21 protein-coding genes are annotated in these 20,376 nt (G+C 51.1%); 14 read left to right on the forward strand and 7 right to left on the reverse strand.

All coding sequences use genetic code 11. From position 1 onward, the window contains the following. Positions 1–154: 154 nt before the first annotated feature. Positions 155–2,227, reverse strand: coding sequence for a carboxy terminal-processing peptidase (locus tag QZ516_RS04330; RefSeq protein WP_297186708.1), 2,073 nt, complete (start codon positions 2,225–2,227; stop codon positions 155–157). A 182-nt stretch (positions 2,228–2,409) separates the two neighbouring features. Between QZ516_RS04330 and QZ516_RS04335 the strand changes: the two genes are divergently transcribed. From QZ516_RS04335 to QZ516_RS04370, 8 genes are all read left to right on the forward strand, one after another. Next, positions 2,410–3,186, forward strand: coding sequence for an SDR family oxidoreductase (locus QZ516_RS04335; protein ID WP_297186710.1), 777 nt, complete (start codon positions 2,410–2,412; stop codon positions 3,184–3,186). After that, positions 3,179–3,601, forward strand: a complete 423-nt coding sequence (folK, locus tag QZ516_RS04340; RefSeq protein ID WP_297186712.1) for a 2-amino-4-hydroxy-6-hydroxymethyldihydropteridine diphosphokinase — start codon at positions 3,179–3,181, stop codon at positions 3,599–3,601. Before QZ516_RS04335 ends, folK begins: the two co-directional genes overlap by 8 nt. Before the next feature lie 115 nt (positions 3,602–3,716). Next, on the forward strand, positions 3,717–4,697 hold the full coding sequence (locus QZ516_RS04345) for a malate dehydrogenase (RefSeq protein WP_297186715.1): 981 nt from the start codon (positions 3,717–3,719) through the stop codon (positions 4,695–4,697). Positions 4,698–4,829: 132 nt separating this feature from the next. Beyond that, positions 4,830–5,342: a DUF2244 domain-containing protein gene (locus QZ516_RS04350; RefSeq protein WP_297186718.1), complete on the forward strand. Its 513-nt coding sequence runs from the start codon at positions 4,830–4,832 to the stop codon at positions 5,340–5,342. A 68-nt stretch (positions 5,343–5,410) separates the two neighbouring features. Next, positions 5,411–5,887 carry a thioredoxin-dependent thiol peroxidase gene (bcp, locus tag QZ516_RS04355; RefSeq protein WP_297186721.1) on the forward strand — a complete coding sequence of 159 codons (477 nt, stop codon included), beginning with the start codon at positions 5,411–5,413 and terminating at the stop codon, positions 5,885–5,887. A gap of 102 nt (positions 5,888–5,989) precedes the next feature. Next, positions 5,990–6,298 carry a preprotein translocase subunit YajC gene (gene yajC, locus QZ516_RS04360; RefSeq protein ID WP_235189969.1) on the forward strand — a complete coding sequence of 103 codons (309 nt, stop codon included), beginning with the start codon at positions 5,990–5,992 and terminating at the stop codon, positions 6,296–6,298. A 34-nt stretch (positions 6,299–6,332) separates the two neighbouring features. Further along, a complete protein-coding gene (locus QZ516_RS04365; RefSeq protein WP_297187309.1) occupies positions 6,333–7,349 on the forward strand; it encodes a D-cysteine desulfhydrase family protein in 1,017 nt (338 codons plus the stop codon). 20 nt (positions 7,350–7,369) lie between these two features. Continuing rightward, positions 7,370–8,692: a sodium:alanine symporter family protein gene (locus QZ516_RS04370; protein WP_297187311.1), complete on the forward strand. Its 1,323-nt coding sequence runs from the start codon at positions 7,370–7,372 to the stop codon at positions 8,690–8,692. A 23-nt stretch (positions 8,693–8,715) separates the two neighbouring features. Here the strand turns inward: QZ516_RS04370 and QZ516_RS04375 are convergent, their stop codons facing one another. Next, positions 8,716–9,057, reverse strand: a complete 342-nt coding sequence (locus QZ516_RS04375) for a DUF411 domain-containing protein (RefSeq protein WP_297186724.1) — start codon at positions 9,055–9,057, stop codon at positions 8,716–8,718. 483 nt (positions 9,058–9,540) lie between these two features. On the opposite strand from QZ516_RS04375, the gene QZ516_RS04380 reads away from it, so the two are divergent. Further along, the gene (locus tag QZ516_RS04380) at positions 9,541–10,446 is read left to right on the forward strand and encodes a 5'-nucleotidase (RefSeq protein ID WP_297186726.1); all 906 of its coding nucleotides are present in this window, start codon (positions 9,541–9,543) and stop codon (positions 10,444–10,446) included. 5 nt (positions 10,447–10,451) lie between these two features. Here the strand turns inward: QZ516_RS04380 and QZ516_RS04385 are convergent, their stop codons facing one another. Then, positions 10,452–11,240 (reverse strand): sulfite exporter TauE/SafE family protein, encoded by a 789-nt coding sequence (locus tag QZ516_RS04385; RefSeq protein ID WP_297186728.1) that lies wholly within the window; start codon positions 11,238–11,240, stop codon positions 10,452–10,454. A gap of 114 nt (positions 11,241–11,354) precedes the next feature. Here QZ516_RS04385 and cysB point away from each other — a divergent pair, with 114 nt between their 5' ends. After that, positions 11,355–12,329 (forward strand): HTH-type transcriptional regulator CysB, encoded by a 975-nt coding sequence (cysB, locus tag QZ516_RS04390; protein WP_297186731.1) that lies wholly within the window; start codon positions 11,355–11,357, stop codon positions 12,327–12,329. A gap of 71 nt (positions 12,330–12,400) precedes the next feature. Here cysB and QZ516_RS04395 read toward each other — a convergent pair whose 3' ends face one another. Further along, positions 12,401–12,736, reverse strand: coding sequence for a hypothetical protein (locus QZ516_RS04395; RefSeq protein ID WP_297186733.1), 336 nt, complete (start codon positions 12,734–12,736; stop codon positions 12,401–12,403). Between the two features lie 14 nt (positions 12,737–12,750). After that, complete coding sequence (locus tag QZ516_RS04400; RefSeq protein WP_297186735.1) at positions 12,751–13,482, reverse strand: phosphoadenylyl-sulfate reductase; 732 nt, start codon at positions 13,480–13,482, stop codon at positions 12,751–12,753. Between the two features lie 251 nt (positions 13,483–13,733). On the opposite strand from QZ516_RS04400, the gene thrH reads away from it, so the two are divergent. After that, on the forward strand, positions 13,734–14,351 hold the full coding sequence (gene thrH, locus QZ516_RS04405) for a bifunctional phosphoserine phosphatase/homoserine phosphotransferase ThrH (protein ID WP_297186737.1): 618 nt from the start codon (positions 13,734–13,736) through the stop codon (positions 14,349–14,351). A 5-nt stretch (positions 14,352–14,356) separates the two neighbouring features. Here the strand turns inward: thrH and pabB are convergent, their stop codons facing one another. Next, a complete protein-coding gene (gene pabB / locus QZ516_RS04410) occupies positions 14,357–15,739 on the reverse strand; it encodes an aminodeoxychorismate synthase component I (RefSeq protein ID WP_297186740.1) in 1,383 nt (460 codons plus the stop codon). Between the two features lie 317 nt (positions 15,740–16,056). On the opposite strand from pabB, the gene rraA reads away from it, so the two are divergent. Both rraA and QZ516_RS04420 read left to right on the forward strand, forming a co-directional pair. Further along, complete coding sequence (gene rraA / locus QZ516_RS04415) at positions 16,057–16,545, forward strand: ribonuclease E activity regulator RraA (RefSeq protein ID WP_297187314.1); 489 nt, start codon at positions 16,057–16,059, stop codon at positions 16,543–16,545. A 126-nt stretch (positions 16,546–16,671) separates the two neighbouring features. Then, positions 16,672–17,187, forward strand: coding sequence for a cytochrome b (locus QZ516_RS04420; RefSeq protein WP_297187317.1), 516 nt, complete (start codon positions 16,672–16,674; stop codon positions 17,185–17,187). 464 nt (positions 17,188–17,651) lie between these two features. Here the strand turns inward: QZ516_RS04420 and QZ516_RS04425 are convergent, their stop codons facing one another. Beyond that, complete coding sequence (locus QZ516_RS04425) at positions 17,652–19,244, reverse strand: isocitrate lyase (RefSeq protein ID WP_297186743.1); 1,593 nt, start codon at positions 19,242–19,244, stop codon at positions 17,652–17,654. A gap of 109 nt (positions 19,245–19,353) precedes the next feature. Here QZ516_RS04425 and QZ516_RS04430 point away from each other — a divergent pair, with 109 nt between their 5' ends. Next, on the forward strand, positions 19,354–20,292 hold the full coding sequence (locus tag QZ516_RS04430) for a LysR family transcriptional regulator (protein ID WP_297186746.1): 939 nt from the start codon (positions 19,354–19,356) through the stop codon (positions 20,290–20,292). Positions 20,293–20,376 lie beyond the last annotated feature (84 nt).

Raw genomic sequence — 20,376 nt, forward strand, 5'->3', positions numbered from 1 at the left:
TTGGTTGGTGTCCCGGTGGCTTTGGATTGACAACTTGGCGTTATCCACCCGCTTGATTGATTTCAAGCCGATGGGTAACGTCGAATGAGAGCCAGCCCAGGGCTGCCCATTCAAGCTCAGGGCTGTTCATCCAGCTCAGGGCTGTTCATCCAGCTCAGGGCTGTTGTACCAACATGGACCTGGCATTACTCATTATCAATACATCGGCAAAGATGTTGCCGGTCTCATAGAGTAGCGGATCGCGTTCCGGTAGCGGTTTTGTTATCTCCGCATCCGGGTCAGAGTCGACAGAATTTTCAGCCTGCCATGCCTCGACGGTTTCATAGGGCGATAACCCCTTTGCAGACCGGCGTTTGTTTTCAATGGCCAACCTTGTTAAATCATAGTTTTTGGCTTCTTCGCGACGTTGTTCTTCATTCAGTGATATCGACTGCTGTGCTCTGCGTTCCTTCATCAGTGCCAGTTCATCACTGAGGTAGCGCAGGTCGGGATCCTGGTTGAGTCGGGACTTGTGACGCTCAATCAATCTGTCTACTGGCAGATCTGTCAGGTTATAACGGCGATGGGGGACGGCATTTATTTTGTCCCAGGGGAGTGCATTTTTTTCACTGCTTTCGCCAACAGTTTCAGCATCATAGAAAGCGGGCAGTTCGATATCGGGAACCACGCCCAAATTCTGGGTGCTTTCGCCTGAAACCCGGTAGAATTTCGACTCAGTCAATTTTAGCTGCCCCTCGCGAACCGGCAGTTGTATCTGGACAGTCCCCTTACCGAAGGTCTGTTCGCCAACGACAAAGCCTCTTTCGTAGTCCTGTATCGCTCCGGCAAAAATTTCTGAGGCAGAGGCGCTGAGCCGGTTAGTCATTACCATCAGTGGGCCGCGATAGTAGGCGTTGTACCGCGAGCGGTGATTGCGTGATACCACTTCATTGGCATCGCGAACTTGCACAATAGGGCCCGGATCAATGAACAAGTCTGTCAGTGTGGTTGCTTCCTGTAGAAAACCGCCGCCGTTATTGCGCAGGTCCAGAATGACACCGTCGATGTTCTGCTCGGACATTTCTCCCAGCAGGCGTTGAACATCCTTGGTGGTGCTTTTGAATTCGGGATCCCGATTATAAAAGGCCTCCACATCAAGATAAAAAGTTGGAATGGTAATGACACCGAAACGGTAATTACCGGAATCGTTTTTTACGTCGATAATTTCAGATTTTGCCGCTTGCTCCTCGAGCTGGATCTTGTCTCTGACGATGGCGATTTCTCGTGTACTGCCAGCGGCTTCACCCACTGCCGGCATGATTTCAAGCTTGACGACGGTATCCTTGGCTCCGCGAATCATGTCAACGACATCATCCAGTCGCCAGCCGATAACATCGACCGTTTCCTCTTCGTCCTGTCCAACACTGATAATCTTATCCCCGGCCTTGAGGATCCCCTGTTTGTCTGCAGGTCCACCCGGAATGATTCTTACCACTTTGGTGTGTTCATCCTCCCGTTGGAGCACCGCGCCGATACCGGTCAGAGACAGCGACATGGCAATGCGGAAGTTCTCCATGGAGCGAGGCGACATATAACTGGTATGGGGGTCGTACAACTCAGCCAGAGAGTTCATGAAAATCTGGAAAATATCCTCACTGTCTCGTTGCGATAGCTGCTTTTTCAGGTTGGTGTAACGCTTTACCAATAAGGCGCGGGCAGCATCGGGCTCCTTATCGCTGAGAATCAGCCGTAGATACGACTCCTTGATCCGTTTTTTCCAGAAGGCATCAGCATCCTGGACTGATACTGGCCACTGGGTCTGCTCCAGATCCATATTCAGGCTGTCATCCTTGGTGAGATCAAACTCAAAGCCGCTTTCCAGCAAGTCGATATTGGCCTGCAAGCGTGACTGGGCGCGTTCCTGGTAACGATTGAAAATATAAAAACCGGCGCTGAGGTCTCCTTTCTTGAGCATATTGTCTAGCTCGTTACCCCAACGCCCGAATTCATCAATATCGCTCTGGAGAAGATAACTTTTGGCCGGGTCGAGATTATTGACATATTGAGAAAGAAAGCGGTTGGATAAGCCATCATCCAGAGCCTGCTTGCTGTAGTGCTTGCTGGCCAGTTCATTGACAATTTCAATGGCGGTTTTGGGTTGCTCAGGACTGTAGCTGACCTTTGCAAGAGCTATTGATGTCAGTGTTAACAGCAGCAGACAGAAGGTGTTACGGATAAAATGAGGCATCAGATGAAATTGTCTCTTGATCAGTAAAGGGTTTAGTTTATCAAAGTTGACCCCTTATAGACCCCGGTCAGTTGAAAATGTTTGATGCAATCTACAATTACTCGAGAAAGCTTGCCAATTGAGGTCGCCGGTTGATCCCGATTACCTTCAATGAAATGATTGCGTCTGGACTGGAGATCACCATGACCGATAAAGAACAGCAGCGCCCTGCAGCGCTGGTGACAGGCGCTGCTACCCGACTCGGCCTGGCGTTCGCAAATGCGCTGGCTGATCGCGGTTGCGATATTGCACTTCACTATCACCATTCCTCCGAGCAGGCGCAGCAACAGGCTGAATTGATCCGGCGCAGAGGTGTTCGCTGTGAAATGTTCCAGTTTGACCTCGCCGATGATGATCCGGGGTGCCTGGTAGAGCAGGTGTATCATTGCTTTCCCGGCCTTCAGGTATTAATCAACAGTGCGTCGGCTTACCAAGCAGGAACAATAGCGAATACAGAAAGGGCACTATTACAGAAACAGTTTGCAGTAAATTTTTTTGCTCCCTACCTGTTATCGGGGAGCTTCGCGAAGCGAGTGGTTCAGGGCTCTATAATTAATATTCTGGACAACAAAATCGCCTTTCAGCAATATCAGTACGCTGCTTATCTGATGTCAAAAAAAGCACTGGCCGAGTTTACCAAGCTGGCAGCAATGGAGTTTTCACCCCGGATCCGCGTCAATGGTATAGCACCTGGGGTGGTGCTGCCCGGAGAAACCCGCACCGGGGATTATATTGATTGGCGGATTCAGGGCATTCCACTGCAGCGCCAGGGCAGGGTGGAAGACCTGACGCAGGCTATGAACTATTTGCTGGATAGCGAATTCGTCACAGGTCAAATACTGTTTGTGGACGGTGGTGAAGGCATAAATCAGCGAGGTCTTAACGCTGAAGACTACAAATCTGGTGATAAAGTTGAATAAACCAGGGGGTGATCAACTGCACCGGGTAATTATTTCCGTCGGTTCCAATATCGAGGCCGCCAGGAATATTGCACGTTGTTATGAGATTCTGGCTGCTGAAACGACCCTGTTGGCGGCAGCTGACGTTATCCAGACATCGCCCGTGGGTTATCAGTTTCAGCCAGATTTCCTCAATACGGCATATCTGATTGAGACCCCCCTGGATAGAGTGCCGTTTAATCGCTATCTCAAGGCCGTGGAAGAGAGGATGGGTCGGCTAAAGGGGCCGATAAAATCTGGCCCCAGAACGATTGATCTGGATATTGTCATTTGGGACGGCGTGATTCTGACCGATGATTTCTACTGTCATGATTACGTGAGAGTGCCCGTTCAGGAGCTGCTGGACATCTGTGCTATGGTTGTTCACCGCCCTTGAAAACTCACTTATTCACTTAATCGATGTTCATCATCTGTCTGAACAAGTGAAATTCTTTGTCATTTCCTTATAATGTCGTCCCCATCTGATTATCAATTTGTTTTGGAGATCTATTGTGAAAGCACCTGTACGTGTTGCCGTCACCGGCGCCGCCGGCCAAATTAGTTATTCTTTACTGTTCCGTATCGCTGCGGGCCAAATGCTCGGTGAAGATCAACCGGTCATCCTGCAATTACTGGAAATTACGCCGGCACTGGAGGCGCTCAAGGGCGTCGCCATGGAGCTGGACGATTGTGCTTTCCCGCTGCTGACAGGTATTGTTCAGACAGACGATCCCAATATTGCTTTCAAAGATGCGGACTACGCACTTTTGGTCGGTGCCCGTCCCCGTGGACCGGGTATGGAACGCAAGGATTTGCTGGAAGCCAATGCGGCTATTTTCTCTGTGCAGGGTAAAGCGATCAATGACAACGCGTCATCCGGCATTAAAGTTCTGGTGGTGGGCAACCCAGCCAACACTAACGCCCTGATCGCCCAGCGCAATGCTCCGAACATTAACCCCCGCCAGTTCACCGCCATGACGCGACTTGACCACAACCGTGCCATGACCCAGCTGGCCCAGAAGACTGGCACCAGCATTAACGATATTACGAAAATGACGATTTGGGGCAATCACTCCTCCACCCAATATCCTGATCTTCACCATTCTACCGTTCAGGGCAAAGCAGCGATTGACCTGATCGATCAGGCTTGGTACGAATCGACTTATATTCCTGAAGTTCAACAGCGCGGTGCGGCGATCATCAAGGCTCGTGGTGCCTCTTCCGCAGCTTCAGCCGCAAATGCCGCTATTGACCATATGCGCAGCTGGGCGCTTGGCTCAAACTCGGGTGATTGGGTCAGTATGGGCGTTTACAGTGATGGTAGTTACGACATTGCCGAAGGCCTTATCTACTCCTTCCCCTGTGTTTGTAAAAATGGCGATTGGGAAATTGTGCAGGGCCTGGAAATCAATGATTTCTCCCGCGGCAGAATGGCTGCCACTGAAAAAGAGCTCGCCGAGGAACGCGATGCTGTGAGCCATTTACTGCCCTGAGGTCTGCTTACCTCTCAAGCTTGTTGTTCTGGAAAAGGCGCTCTTATGAGCGCCTTTTTTCATGTCTCAGAGAACGTTTTCGTGATCGGTGAATCTGTATGAAAACGGTCTATACTGAGTGCAGGAGCAATTATGGTTACCCTCCATGCGTTGACAGATCATGCCAGGCAACTGGTGCTCAGCCCCAATCGTTCGATGGACTGGAAGGGCAATCTCTATGTGCTGCTTGCCGCTTCGGTCGTATTGCTGATTCTGGCCGCCGGGATGGCACTCAATGGCGCCTGGTTGGTCCTGCCTTTTGCCGGCATTGAGCTTGTTGCATTGGGCACTGGGATGCGTCTGACTCTCCGCAAGCTGGATTTTCGTGAAGTCATCACTGTACAGAATGGTGTGCTGAGGCTTGAACGTGGTAGAGACACTCCTGACTTTAACCTGACATTTCCGGAACAGTCTGTGAGATTTCTCGTGGATGGCCCAGATCGGCCAATGGGGTTGCCGTTGATCGATCTGGTCGCTTTGGGGCACTGCTACCGGTTGGGAGAATTTCTTAACCGTGCCGACCGATTCAAGCTGGCCAGAGTGCTCAAGGAACAACTTAACCTGCAAGTCAGCAAGTACAACACATTTCAGCGCACCTGTTTCTAGAATTTTTGTTAAAGTAACCTCCCTAATCACCGTCCAATGACCAAAACACCGCAGCGAGGAGACTATTCATGCCAGTTCCTGAAGTGGGAAGCGCAGCACCAGCGTTCAGCCTTAAAAATCAGCGTGGTGAGACGATCAAACTGACAGACTTTAAAGACAGCAAAAATGTTGTGTTGTACTTCTATCCCAAAGCCATGACGCCGGGTTGTACCGTCCAGGCCTGTGGCATTCGTGATACCAAGGCCGAATTTGCCAAACTTGATACGGTTGTTCTGGGCGTGAGTCCCGATCCTTATCCGCGTCTGGCCCGGTTTGAAGAAAAACAACAGCTGAATTTTGACCTCCTTTCAGACGAGGATCACGCTGTTACGGATGCCTATGGCTGCTGGGGTATGAAAAAGTTCATGGGCCGTGAATTTATGGGCGTGTTGCGTACCTCGTTTGTTATCGACAAGCAGGGCAAGATCAGGTTGGTAATGGACAAGGTCAAAACAAAGACTCACCACGATGATATTCTGGGGTGGGTGAAGGAAAATCTGGTTTGAGGTGGAGCCGGTATCGCGCTAAAGTCCCGCTTCTGTTTTATAACGCACCGTTCAAATAAATAATGAGGTAACCGAATGTCATTTGATTTATCACAGGTTGTTATGGCGGCACCGGCTCCGTCCGGCTCCGAACCGAACCCGATCTTCACGCTACTGATGTTCGGTGGGCTGTTTCTGTTTATGTATTTTCTGATTATCCGCCCCCAGCGTAAACGTCAGAAGGAACACCGTGAACTGACCGGCTCGCTGGGCAAGGGAGACGAAGTGGTTATGAATAGCGGGTTGCTCGGCAAAATCACCAAACTTGATGATGACTATATGACGATACAGGTGGCTAACAATGTGGAGTTAAAGTTCCAGAGGGCGGCCGTTCACGCTGTTTTGCCCAAAGGCACCATCAAGGATATCTGAGAGAAGGCCGCATTTGCGGCCTTTTTTTTTGCCCATGATTCCGGACAAGCTCAATCTTGCGCAATTGCCTACGCCGCTCCAGTTTTTGCCGCGGTTATCCGCTGAATTGGCTGGTCCGAGAATCTGGGTTAAGCGCGATGACCTCACCGGTTGCGCCGTCAGTGGCAACAAAGTCAGAAAACTCGAATTTGTTCTGGCCCGGGCAATAGCAGAGGGCGCTGATACGCTGCTCACCTGCGGCGGGCTGCAGTCCAATCATTGCCGAGCCACGGCTGTTTTGGGTGCGCAACTGGGTTTAACGGTGCACCTGATTCTCAGGGGTGAGCCCCCCGAGCGGGCACCCGATGGCAATTTATTGCTGGGCAGTCTGGTCGGGGCAGAAATCAGCTGTTATCCACAGAACCAATATCAACACTTGCCGGAATTGATTGACCACTGGCTTGATTTTTATCGTCGTCGGGGGCGCAAGTCATTTGTCATTCCCACGGGAGCCAGTGATGGTATTGGCATCTGGGGTTATCTGAATTCTGTCAGTGAGTTGATGTGCCAATTCAGGGAGCTCGAGATCAAGCCGGGTGCTATTGTCTGTGCAACAGGATCTGGTGGCACACAGGCAGGCCTGACACTTGGTTGTCATCTTTCTCAGCTGGATATACCTGTGGTGGGGTTTGCCGTCTGTGATGATGCCGCGTATTTTCATAATAAAATCCGAGAGGATATCAGTGACTGGATGAGACGTTACGGTACATCTGTGGATGTGAAGCAATTGGCTATTCAGGTCAATGATCGTTATATCGGTCCCGGCTATGGCCGGGCAACACCAGAGGTTTTCGCCACTATTCGGCACATGGCTTCGCTTGAGGGACTGATACTCGACCCGGTCTATACCGGTAAGGCGTTTTATGGCCTGGTTCAGGAAATCAAGGCAGGGGCTTATCAGGACGCCTCGGATATTGTATTTATTCATACTGGGGGCCTGTTTGGTCTGTTTGCCCAGCGCGAAGAGCTGGGACTTCAGATCACATCCTCAGCAGCAGGTTTGATTGAGTGACATTAGGCGAATCCATGACTCTGCAATCTGTCGTCAACAGCATCAACGGGTTTGTGTGGGGGCCGGTGATGCTGTGTCTTATCCTCGGCACTGGCCTTTATCTGACGGTTGGTCTGGGCGGACTGCCAATACGAAAAATAGGGTACGGTTTCAGGCAATTATTCATTGGACGAAAGGGCTGTGGCGAAGGGGATATCAGTCCCTTCAATGCGCTGATGACATCGCTGTCGGCTACCATTGGAACCGGAAATATTGTTGGTGTCGCCACGGCTGTCAGTATCGGTGGCCCCGGAGCGCTCTTCTGGATGTGGTGTACTGCCCTCCTGGGAATGGCCACCAAGTACAGTGAAGCTGTATTGGCGGTGCACTATCGCGAAACGGACGAGCGCGGCAGGAAAGTTGGTGGGCCGATGTACTATATTCGCAATGGCTTGGGTCCAAAGTGGGCGTGGTTGGGATTATTGTTTGCGGTTTTTGGCACGCTGGCCAGTTTTGGGATTGGTAATACAGTTCAAGCGAACTCGGTGGCGGATGCACTGCGCAGCAGTTTTGATGTACCTGAGCAACTTACTGGTTCAGTAATGACGATCCTGGTGGGTCTGGTACTACTCGGTGGTATTCAACGGATTGCACAAGTGGCCGGAAAACTGGTGCCTTTTATGACGGTCCTTTACCTTCTGGTCACAGTGATCATATTGATGATCAATATTGGCGCGGTTCCAGAAGCCCTGGTGCTGGTGGTAAAAAGTGCTTTTTCACCAGTGGCTGCAGGGGGTGGTTTTGCCGGAGCGACCATTATGCTGGCGCTGCGTATGGGGGTAGCCCGCGGCATATTTTCGAACGAGGCGGGTCTGGGGAGCGCCCCAATTGCCCACGCGGCGGCTGAAACCAACAGCCCGGTCCGCCAGGGTACCATTGCCATGCTGGGTACCTTTATTGACACGGTTGTGATTTGCACAATGACAGGTTTGGTGTTGATTCTGACGGGTGCGTGGAGCAGTGGGGAGCAGGGTGCAGCACTCACCTCGCTCGCTTTTAGTAGTATGCTTCCCCATGGCGACAAAGTAGTTGCCATCAGTCTGGCATTGTTTGCTTTTACCACGATTCTCGGCTGGAGCTATTATGGTGAGCGCTGTGCCGAGTACCTCTTTGGCATCAATATTATTGTGCCTTTTCGCATAGTCTGGGTTGTTGCCGTATTTGTGGGCGCGACCTCTCAATTGAGCCTGGTATGGAGCATCGCCGATACACTTAACGGTATGATGGCAGTGCCTAACCTCATCGGCCTGTTATTATTAAGTCCGGTCATTTTCAGACTGACCCGTGAATATTTTGATCGGTAAATATTCACCACTTCTCACCGGGGTCATTGCTGGTCGGCACTCTCCACCGAGGCATAAACCTCAGCGCTGCCATCCTTGTTCAGTAAATAGATGTCATAGGGTGTAAACCGGTCTCCCATTTCCATACCGGGGCTACCCGCAGGCATACCCGGCACCGCCAGACCCAGCGCGCCATCGGGGGGATTGGTCATGAATTGTTTGACAAATTTAGCCGGCACATGGCCCTCCATGACATAGCCGTTTTCAAAGACTGCGGTGTGGCAGGATTGATACTCCGAATCGATACCCAGGCTACTTTTTACCGCCGCCAGACTTTCAGAATGGTGAATAAGTGCGTGGTAACCCTTGTCAGACATATATTCCATCCACTCTTCACAGCAGCCACAGGATTCACTTTTATAGAGGTTGTAAGAGGATGGGTTCGATGTCTGGATATCACTGGTCGAGACTTGTTCAGGTTGGGTTTTTTCCTCACTTGTACACCCTGCAACCAGGAGAAAGGTCAGTAAAAATCCTGATAAAACGCATCTTTTTATAATAGTCATGGAGTTCTCCGAGGCGTGGGTGCCAAGTCACCGTTAAAGTATAAGTATCGTTGTTTCGATTCCCTGTTGCTGAAGAGCATGAGTGAAATTATTCTCATGGTAAAGTTTATCCCGGTATCAGTTGCTCATTGACCCGATTGGCCGTCGCTATAATTATGGTCATTTTACGCATATGAGTGTACAAGACTGAGTAGATCAGCTGACAAACAGACCCTGTTTCGATACGAGCTTAACGTGTAATGTTTCTCCCTAACAGGTCGTCTTTATTAAGGTGTAACGGGCAAGTCCCCTAAGGAATAGTCTGTGTCAAAGAACTTTGGTGACAAACTGGTGATTGCTATTTCATCCAGGGCCCTGTTTGACCTGGATGAAAGCCATCGAGTTTATGAGCAGGAGGGGTTGGATGCCTATTCCCGTTATCAGGTGGCGCATGAAGACGAGGTCCTTGCGCCGGGGGAGGCTTTTCCCATGGTAAAAAAATTGCTGAGAATCAATGAAAAGCTGGATGGGGAGCCAAGGGTAGAGGTGATTTTACTCTCCCGGAATTCGGCTGATACCGGGTTGCGGGTGTTTAATTCCATTGAGCACTATGGGTTGAGTATCAGTCGTGCCGCCTTCTGTGGTGGAGAAAGCCCCTACCGTTATGTCTCCGCTTTTGGTTGCCATTTGTTTCTTTCGACCAATGCAGAAGATGTCTGCAATGCGCTGGATAACGGGATTGCAGCAGCAACGTTAATATCCTCTGGATCCAGAGATCGCAATGACGATGAGCTTCGCTTTGCATTTGATGGTGATGCGGTACTGTTTTCCGATGAATCGGAACGCGTGTACAAGGAAAGCGGGCTCGTGGCATTCACTCAAAGTGAGAAGGCCGCAGCACGAGAGCCAATGAGCGGTGGTCCGTTCAAACACTTTCTTCAGGTTTTACATACATTGCAGTCGGAATTTCCACCTGAGAGCTGTCCTATCCGCACAGCCCTGGTAACGGCGCGTTCTGCCCCGGCCCATGAGCGGGTCGTGCGAACGCTCCGCACCTGGAACATCCGGATAGACGAGTCCCTGTTTCTTGGTGGCCTGGAAAAGGGTGCATTCCTTAAATCCTACGGTGCGGATGTGTTCTTTGACGACCAGCAGGCACATTGCGAGTCGGCAAAGTCCCACGTGGCCACCGGACACGTCCCCCATGGCATTGCCAATAGAAAAGACTAACCGGTCTAGAACAGGGCAAATTTGATGCCCATGCCGAGTAACAGGCAGGCTAAAATCGGTTGCAATACCCGGCTTGGGAGTCTGGCCGCCAGTCTGGTGCCAACGTGGATGGCTGGCAGTGACCCGATCAACAGTGACCCAAGCAGCACCAAATCGACATTGCCCAACAAGAATAAATGACCGAGTCCGGCAATCAGCGTCAATGGTACTGCGTGGGCAATGTCGGTCCCGACCACATGCAGTGCCGGTAGGCGAGGATAGAGGACCATCAGTAGCGCTGCACAAAATGCGCCTGCGCCCACTGATGAGAGTGTGACAAAGATGCCCAGAAAAATGCCGGAGACAAAGGTCACCTTCGTGGCGTGTAGCTGAAAAAAGGCACCTACGGCGCCGTGTGGTCGATCGGAAGCATTGCGAAGAAAGCGCTTCAGTAATATCACGGCGGCGGTAATGATTAGCATGACACCGAGACTGGTCGTCAGGATTTCCCGATATTCTTCTGCATCTGTAAACACATGATAGAGGAGCTGGGATGTAATAAGGGATGCGGGTATGCTGCCAGCGGCGAGATAGCCAACCAGTCGCCACTGAATGCTTTTCTGCCTGGAGTGGGCCACAACACCACTGGCCTTTGTGATGGCGGCATAGAGGAGGTCAGTGCCAATAGCGACATTGTAGGGAATGCCGAACATAATCAGCATCGGTGTCATCAAGGACCCACCACCAACACCGGTGAGCCCGACGACTAAACCCACGAAAGCACCGGACCCAATGTACAGCAAAAAATCCAGCACAATTAATCCACTTCTATCCCCAAAATAACCTGGAAACTCTAGCAATTTGTACCTATTCTTCAAAGGAATAATTTCTTATATTTTTATATCATTGTCGTCTATCTGGGTGAGTGAATGAAATTACAGCAGCTTCGATATATCTGGGAAGTGGCACACCACGAATTGAATGTTTCTGCCACAGCGCAAAGTCTTTACACCTCACAGCCGGGTATTAGTAAGCAGATACGACTTCTGGAAGATGAACTCGGTGTGGAGATTTTTTCACGCAGTGGCAAACACCTGACCCGTGTCACTCCGGCGGGCGATGAGATCCTTCGGGTAGCTGGCGATATTTTGCGAAAAGTCGATAGCATCAAGCAACTGGCTCAGGAGCATAATGACCCCAGGCGCGGCAGTCTTACTATTGCGACAACCCATACCCAGGCACGTTATGCGCTGCCACCGGTTATTGAAGCCTTTATTGATAAATATCCTGAGGTTTCATTGCATATGCATCAGGGTACACCGATGCAGATCTCCGAGCAGGCTGTAGATGGCTCAGTGGATTTCGCGATTGCCACTGAGGCGCTGGAGTTATTTCACGATCTGTTGATGATGCCCTGTTACCGCTGGAATCGCTGTATTCTGGTGCCCAGGGATCATCCGCTGGCCCAGGTTTCAAAGCTGACGCTGGAGGAGGTGGCAACCTATCCATTGGTCACCTATGTGTTTGGCTTTACCGGGCGTTCACGTCTCGATGAGGCTTTCAACGACCGTGGACTCATTCCAAAAGTGGTTTTTACTGCCACGGACTCCGATGTGATCAAGACTTATGTGCGATTGGGTCTGGGTATTGGCATTGTTGCGCATATGGCCTACGACCCGGTCAAGGACAGTGATCTGGTGGCACTGGATGCATCCCATCTGTTCAAGCCCAGTATCACCAGCATCGGTTTTCGGCGAGGCACGTATTTGCGGGGATATATGTATGATTTTATCGAGTTGTTCGCCCCCCATTTGACCCGGGACAGAATCAATGAAGCCAGTGCCATTCATGCGAGGGACGATCTGGAAAAGTTTTTTAGTGCGCTAGAACTGCCAGAACTTTAGTCTATTTGGTTTGCCATCAAGCCCATCCCAGGGGGTGGACAATAGTGCTCCAGGAAACTTATTCAGGAACCTTATAGAAAATCGAGGTCGGGGTTATCGTTGAGAATTTCCTTTAGCTCGTCCTCTTCGCGGGTTTTCTGGTTAAGTACTTCTTTGACGAACTTGAAATAGACGGTATAAATTTCCGGTTGCAGGCCTTCCCGTTCAACCACAAAGAAGGGTGCCTGATCCACATTGTAACGTCTCGCCAGCACCATCCCCGGTGAGCTGGCGTCCCGCTCATCAGCCAGTAAAACCTCGTCTATTAGCGACATCTGGTCAGCAGCTTCCATTTTTTGCTGCACGTCTTCGCACTTTCTGCAGAGACTGCCGTCCAGCTTGATCTTTTTGACGAGAGTAATTTTCATGCGTCTTTCCCGGTTTATTTTTGCGTATTGACAGAATGAAGACCGCATTCCTTCATCGTGGCTTCTTCCCACCACCAGCGGCCTTCGCGTTCATGTTGGCCGGGGCCGGTGGCACGTGTACAGGGTTCACAGCCAATACTGATATAGCCACGGTCATGTAATTCGTTATAGGGCACGTTATTGGAACGAATATATTCCCATACCTGATTTGATGACCAGTTGGCCAGCGGGTTGAACTTGGTCAGGGTATCATCGGGCCGGGCAAAGGCCTTGTCGTCCTGAATCACAGGGATAGCTGTGCGGGTGCCGGGGCTCTGGTCGCGACGCTGACCGGTTATCCAGGCATCGACCGTCAGCAATTTACGGCGCAGGGGGCCAATCTTACGGATACTGCAGCACTCTTTGTGGCCGTCGCGGTAAAAACTGAAGAGGCCTTTCTCCCGCACCATATTATTGACGGCGTAGGCGTCGGGAAATACCACGTCGATCTGAATACCGTAATGCTCACGGACCTTTTCGATAAAGCGATAGGTTTCGGCATGCAGGCGACCCGTATCGAGGGAAAAGACCTGTACTTTCTCCGGGTTGATCCTGTGTGCCATATCAATCAGCACCACATCTTCTGCACCACTGAATGAGATGGCGATATTGTCAAATTGCTCAAGGGCGTAGGCAATAATCTCCTGGGGAGACTGATCGGATAGTTCCCGGTCGAGATCAAGGGTGTTCAGAAGGTTTGCTGTCATGGGAGTTGCTCAATATTCTCAATAAGTTAGAGGCTCTGTGCTCGAAGTCGCGCATCATACCAAAGCCACCACTAAAGCAAAAATAATCAGAAACTATAACCTTCATCGATCTGGCTATTAAAAGTCTGTAAAAGGGTGTTTTTCCTGCTTGGTAAGCCCTCGAAAGCATCGCAACTTTATTGCGCAATATCCCTGAAATCGTTAGAGTGGCGCGGTCTTGTTTTGGTATCGCACGATTTAAGGGTGGCTTTGTGGAAATCGCTTGTTTGGATCTTGAAGGCGTACTGATTCCTGAAATATGGATTGCCTTTGCCGAGAAAACCGGTATTGAAGCGCTGAAGCGAACAACCCGGGATGAACCGGATTACGATGTGCTGATGCGTTACCGACTGGATATTCTCGACCGGCACGGCCTGGGGCTTAATGAGATTCAGGAGGTGATAGCCACGCTGTCGCCTCTCGAGGGCGCGAAAGAGTTTGTTGACTGGCTGCGGGAACGCTTCCAGGTGGTGATTCTCTCCGACACTTTTTATGAGTTTGCCCAGCCGTTGATGCGTCAGTTGGGATTCCCAGCGCTGCTCTGCCACAAACTTGAAACAGACCAGGACGGCCGGGTGGTTAATTACCACTTGCGGCAGGCCAACCCGAAGCGCCAGGCGATAGTCGGTTTTAAAAGCATGTACTACCGGACTATTGCTGCCGGTGATTCCTATAACGATACGACCATGCTGGCAGAGGCCGATGCCGGTATCCTGTTTCATGCACCTCAGAATGTTATCGAGCAATTCCCGCAATTTCCGGCTGTCCATACATTTGAGGCGCTCAAACAGGAATTTATCAGGGCCAGCGTCCGGGATCTCAGCTTGTAGGCGATCTATCCTGAGGGGCTATTCGGCTCGATAAGCACGCGAATCTTGTCCAGAATTTCCTGGAATTCACTCTCGGCACTTGAGTCGGCCACAATGCCGCCACCTCCCCAGCAGTGCAGCCTGTCGCCATCGGCCAGGATCGTGCGAATGGCGATGTTGGTGTCCATTCGCCCTGTACTGCTGATATAGCCTATGCTGCCGCAATACACCGAGCGGCGACAGGTTTCCAGTGTTTCGATGATTTCCATGGCGCGTTTTTTTGGTGCACCGGTGATAGAGCCTCCGGGGAAACACCCTCGCAACAGTGACAGCGGCGACTCGCCGTCGCGGAGCTTGCCGGTCACCGTACTGACCAGGTGATGTACGTTAGGAAAGCTTTCAAGCGCAAAGAGCTTTGGCACCCGAATCGTGCCTGGCTGACAGGTTTTCCCGAGATCATTGCGTAGCAAATCCACAATCATCAGGTTTTCAGCCCGATTTTTGGTACTGTTCATCAGCTCAATGGCATTTTGTTGATCTTCCTCCACCGTTCTGCCCCGCCTGGCAGTGCCTTTGATAGGCTTGGTTTCCACCTGCCCTGCAGAGAGCTTCAGAAACCGCTCGGGGGAAAAGCTCAATACGGCCTGATTGCGCTCACCAAACTGGTAATAGCAACTGTAGGGTGAAGGCAAAATTTGTCGGAGTACTCTGTAGAGCTGCCAGCTATCGCCTTGGTATTTTGCCGAAAAATGCCGGGCGAGATTCACCTGATAGCAATCACCCTGACCGATATACGCCTTGATATGGCTGACAGCATTCAGGTAAGCCTCTCTGCTCATTGAGGGCTCAAACGGATTTGTACTTGCGCCATCAGGGAGATTTTGTCCACTGTCGGCTTGTTTGAGTCGCTTCGAGACAGTTTCACGAAGAGTGGCCGGGCAATCGTTGCGAAAAATCAGCCAGGCTTTTCTCGATGAGTGATTGAGCACAAGGGCCCAGTTATAAAGTCCCAGTCGTAGATCCGGCAGTGAGTCCACCTTGCCCAGCAGGTCCGGCAGCGCTTCGATACGGTGGCCAAGGTCGTAGCCAAAATAGCCGGCCAGTCCCCCCAAAAAAGGATAATGGCTCAAGCCGTGATCGATGGGTTCAAGGGTATCGAGAAGCTGCTGTGCCAGTGCGAAAGGGTCTTCACAGGACTCGTGGGTGGCCTGAGGGGTTATGATTCGTGTGATCTTGCCCACCGTCTCGAGAACAGTGGCCGGTTGTGCTGTAATGATGTCAAACCGACCAGAGAGGCTGCGAGGCTTGCCACTGTCCATCCAGATGGGGTCATCAAGATCCCGTATTGCAGCAAAGAGCGCTTCGGCATCGGGGCGGTAGGGAAAGTCGGTGATATCCACGTTAAGCATGGCCGATAGTCTACGGTAGAAGTGGGGATGTTTCAGGCTAATTCGACGTTGCTATTCCTTTTTTAGCACTCTTTAGGGCCTGTTCTGGGTTTGTGCAAGAAGTGCGGCATTTCTGTTATTGCTCGATGTCTCTGATCATGGCAATCTCAGCGCCCAGAAGCGTTCATTGACCAGGCGACACTTTGCCGACCTCAAAAATCAGGTTGGCGCACGGGGTTGTTTACATGCACGCAGAGAGAGTATCGATTGCCGGCGTCGCCCCAATCAATCCGGGCAGCTGGGAATGAATATTGGATGAACAACAGGCTGGAGTCATGATGTTTTTTGCAACCCCTGATCTTTGCGACGATTATCCCGAGCTGGTGCAGGTAATGGAGCCAATGATGGCCAGTTATGGTGGGCGGGACACGTTTGGTGGTGAAATTGTCACCGTCAAATGTCACGAGGACAATTCGCTGGTAAAAGAAAGTGCCGGTAATCCCGGTCACGGAAAGGTGCTCGTGGTGGATGGTGGTGGTTCCCTTAGGCGTGCCTTGCTGGGCGATATGATTGCCGAAAATGCAGTCAGGAATGGTTGGGAGGGGTTAATTATTTACGGTTGTGTCCGCGATGTTGATGCGCTGGCAGAGCTGGATCTGGGTGTGCAGGCACTGGCCGCCATCCCTTTGAAAACGGACAAGCGCGGAATTGGTGATCTGAACGTGCCGGTGACATTTGGCGGTATTACCTTTCGTCCCGGTGAGTATGTGTATGCCGATAACAATGGCGTCATCGTATCGCCCAGCCCATTGGTTGGAGAGGGGTGAGTTGGAGCTGTTTGGCTTGATGCATATCACAAATCAATTGGTGCAGTAGGTTAAGCTCAAACGCATAACAGTTTTTTATCAGGAGTTATCGTGGATTGGCGTAATACGAGAGAGCATTATGGTTGGGTGTCGGTGTCTTTACACTGGCTGATGTTACTGTTGTTGATCGCGGTTTATGGCTGTATTGAATTGCGCGAACTCTATCCAAAGGGCAGTGACCCTCGCGAGGCCTTTAAAGCCTGGCATTTTATGCTGGGGTTGACTGTTTTTATTCTGGTCTGGATCCGGTTGGTTGCCCAGCTTTTACAAGTGAGGCCGGAGATTTTGCCGGCGCCGCCTCGCTGGCAGGTGCTGGCGGGAAGATCGATGCATGCCATTTTATACCTGTTTATGATTGCCATGCCGCTGATGGGTTGGCTGGTACTCAGTGGCAGCGGTAAGCCTGTGCCTTTTTTTGGGGCGACTTTTCCGGCATTGATGCCGGAAAACGAAACGCTGGCCAAAGCCATTAAAGAGGTTCATGAGACGGTTGGCAGCGCAGGGTATTTTTTGATAGGGCTTCACGCCCTGGCAGGGTTGTTCCATCATTATATTTTGCGCGATAACACCTTGCTTCGAATAGTTCCAAAAAGGTTTAAGTAACAGTTTTAATAGGTTGTTTTTATTAATTTTCTTTAACAATTACAGTTTTTGTAAATAGCAGCTCTCGACCCTCGCATGAGCTGCCGGTAAATCACAAGTGAAATTCTATTTTCATCGCCCGTTGGTTGTAGCGATGGGCAGGAAGCGCTTGAGCATTCACCAAGTCGTTTATGTTATTTCGGGAGAGCTGAGCGCTCTGGTGTCCCAGAGCGGACCGTGGTGATTACCTCAAATGAACTCCGGCAGGTGTCGATGGCACCCGTTCAGGGAATACAGCATTGAGACATGCCATCATTTGAGAACTTCCCATCATTTGAGAACCTTTCAGTAAGGAGTGTCGAGCCCTTGCGGACTGGTTATATGGCCTGATGCCGAAATAGCAGCACGTTGAGCAAGGCAAAAAAAAGGAGCTGCGAAGCAGCTCCCAAACTTTTACTCTTAGGGGAATAGGTGATGAATGAACCTTAGAACTGGTTCATCGTGTTGTCTTTACCGCCGGCCTTGAGAGCGGCTTCACCAGCAAAATATTCTTTGTGGTTGTCACCGATATCGGAACCAGCCATGTTCTGGTGTTTCACGCAGGCAATGCCCTGACGGATTTCCTGACGCTGAACACCTTTCACGTAAGCCAGCATGCCTTGATCTGCAAAGTAGCCTTTTGCCAGGTTGTCGGTAGACAGAGCCGCGGTGTGGTAGGTCGGCAGGGTGATCAGGTGGTGGAAGATACCCGCTTCGCGAGCCGCGTCCGCCTGGAAGGTACGGATCTTCTCGTCAGCCAGTTTTGCCAGTTCGGTTTCATCGTAGTCCACGCTCATCAGTTTGGCGCGATCGTATGCAGAAACATCTTTGCCTTCTGACTGCATGGTATCAAAGACCTGCTGGCGGAAGTTCAGCGTCCAGTTAAAGGATGGGCTGTTGTTGTAGACCAGTTTGGCATTGGGTACTGCTTCGCGAATCCGGTTAACCATTTCAGCGATCTGACCAACGTGAGGCTTCTCGGTTTCGATCCACAGCAGGTCGGCACCGTTTTGCAGGCTGGTGATACAGTCCAGAACGACGCGATCAATACCGGTGTCCTTGCGGAACTGGAACAGGCCGGAGGCCAGACGTTTTGGTTTGAGCAGCTTGCCATTGGCCTTGATCACTACATCGCCGTTCTGGATGTCTTCGGCACTCTGAACGTAGTCACCATCGAGGAAGCTGTTGTACTGGTCACCCAGATCGCCGGGCTCGTTGGTCACAGCAATTTGCTTGGTCAGGCCAGCGCCGAGGGAGTCGGTACGTGCAACGATAACGCCGTCGTCGACACCCAGTTCCAGGAACGCGTAGCGAACGGCATTGATTTTTGCCAGGAAGTCGGAGTGGGGGACAGTGACTTTACCGTCCTGGTGGCCGCATTGCTTCTCGTCGGATACCTGGTTCTCGATCTGGATGCAGCAAGCGCCCGCTTCAATCATCTTCTTCGCCAGCAGGTAGGTCGCTTCGGGGTTGCCAAAGCCGGCATCGATATCGGCAACAATTGGTACCACGTGGGTTTCGAAATTTTCGATCTGGTTTAACAGGTCGGCTTCTTTTGCTTTATCACCGGCTTCGCGGGCAGCATCCAGGTCCATGAACAGCTGATCCAGTTCACGGGCATCGGCCTGGCGCAGAAACGTATAAAGCTCTTCGATCAGCGAAGAAACGGAGGTTTTTTCGTGCATTGACTGATCCGGCAGGGGGCCGAACTCGGAACGCAGTGCGGCAACCATCCAGCCCGACAGGTACAGGTAGCGCTTCTTGGTGGTTTTGAGGTGTTTTTTGATGGCGATCAGTTTTTGCTGACCGATAAAGCCATGCCAGCAACCCAGAGATTGGGTGTATTGAGAGCTGTCGGCATCATAAGCTGCCATATCATCACGCATGATTTTGGCGGTGTAACGGGCAATATCCAGACCAGTGCGGAAACGGTTCTGAATACGCATGCGGGCTGCCGACTCGGGGTCGATGGCGCTCCAGGTGCTGTTGGCATTGCGCACTTTGGCTACAGCATCAATCTCTTTGGTGTAGTTTGACATGGTGTGTCCTTCCAGTTTGGATAAGAAAAAAGGAAAATTGTGGATACGGATTCTAGCCACGGACCTAAAATTTAGCTAATCTATAGTTATTATTTTCGGTATTTTTAAAATGAATATAAGAAACGTCGATCTGAATCTGCTGGTGTATCTGGATGTGCTGCTGAAAGAGCGGAATGTTACCAGAGCTGCGGAGAATATGGGTATCAGCCAGCCAGCCATGAGTAATGGCCTGCGGCGACTTCGGGATTTATTCAATGATCCACTGCTGGTGAGAACCAGCGATGGCATGACCCCCACTGAGCGGGCCGAACAGCTACAGCCCATAGTCCGGGAAGTTCTGGCGTCGGTTGAAAAGGCGGTCGTTCCCCGCCGTGAATTCAATGCGGCTGAGGCCGACCGGGTTTTCAGGATTTCTGTCAGCGATTATACCGAGTCGACATTGTTGCCGCATCTGATGCGGCGTTTGCGCTCTGAAGCTCCAAATATAACACTTGATGTATTGACGCCCAGCGATATCAGTTATCAGGATGTCGAGCAGGGCAGTATTGATCTGGTGATTAACCGTTTTGACGTGTTGCCGCAATCGTTTCATCAGATGACCATTTGGCGCGACACGTTTTCCTGTGTGGCGAGTATCCACAATCCGATTATTCACGATTTTACATTGGACAATTACCTTGAAAGCGGCCACGTCTGGGTCAGTAAAACAGGGATGGGCGTCGGGGTCGGTATGGAGCCCGGGGCTGAACAGCGGCTTGGCTGGGTCGATGAGGCCCTGACCAGGATTGGCAAGAAGCGTCGTATTCGGGTGTTTACCCGCCATTATCAGGCCGCCATGCGACTGGCTGAGTTGCATGATCTGGTGATTACTCTGCCAACCAAGGCCGCCTCGCTACTGGTGGATAACCCGCATGTGGTGATTCTCGAGCCACCCTTTGAGATTCCTGAAATTGAGCTAAAAATGGCCTGGAGTCCACTATTGCAGCACAATCCTGCACATCAGTGGATACGGCGAACCATTGCTGACGTGGCGAAAACATTGGATTGATAATGGCCAGCGTCATTCGTTGAGTAAATAGCGAAAATAATACCTATAAAATTGCTAAATCCTCACTGGTTTCCCTACAATTCT

Origin of the sequence: uncultured Porticoccus sp. (assembly GCF_913061305.1) — a bacterium.
GTDB lineage: Bacteria > Pseudomonadota > Gammaproteobacteria > Pseudomonadales > Porticoccaceae > Porticoccus.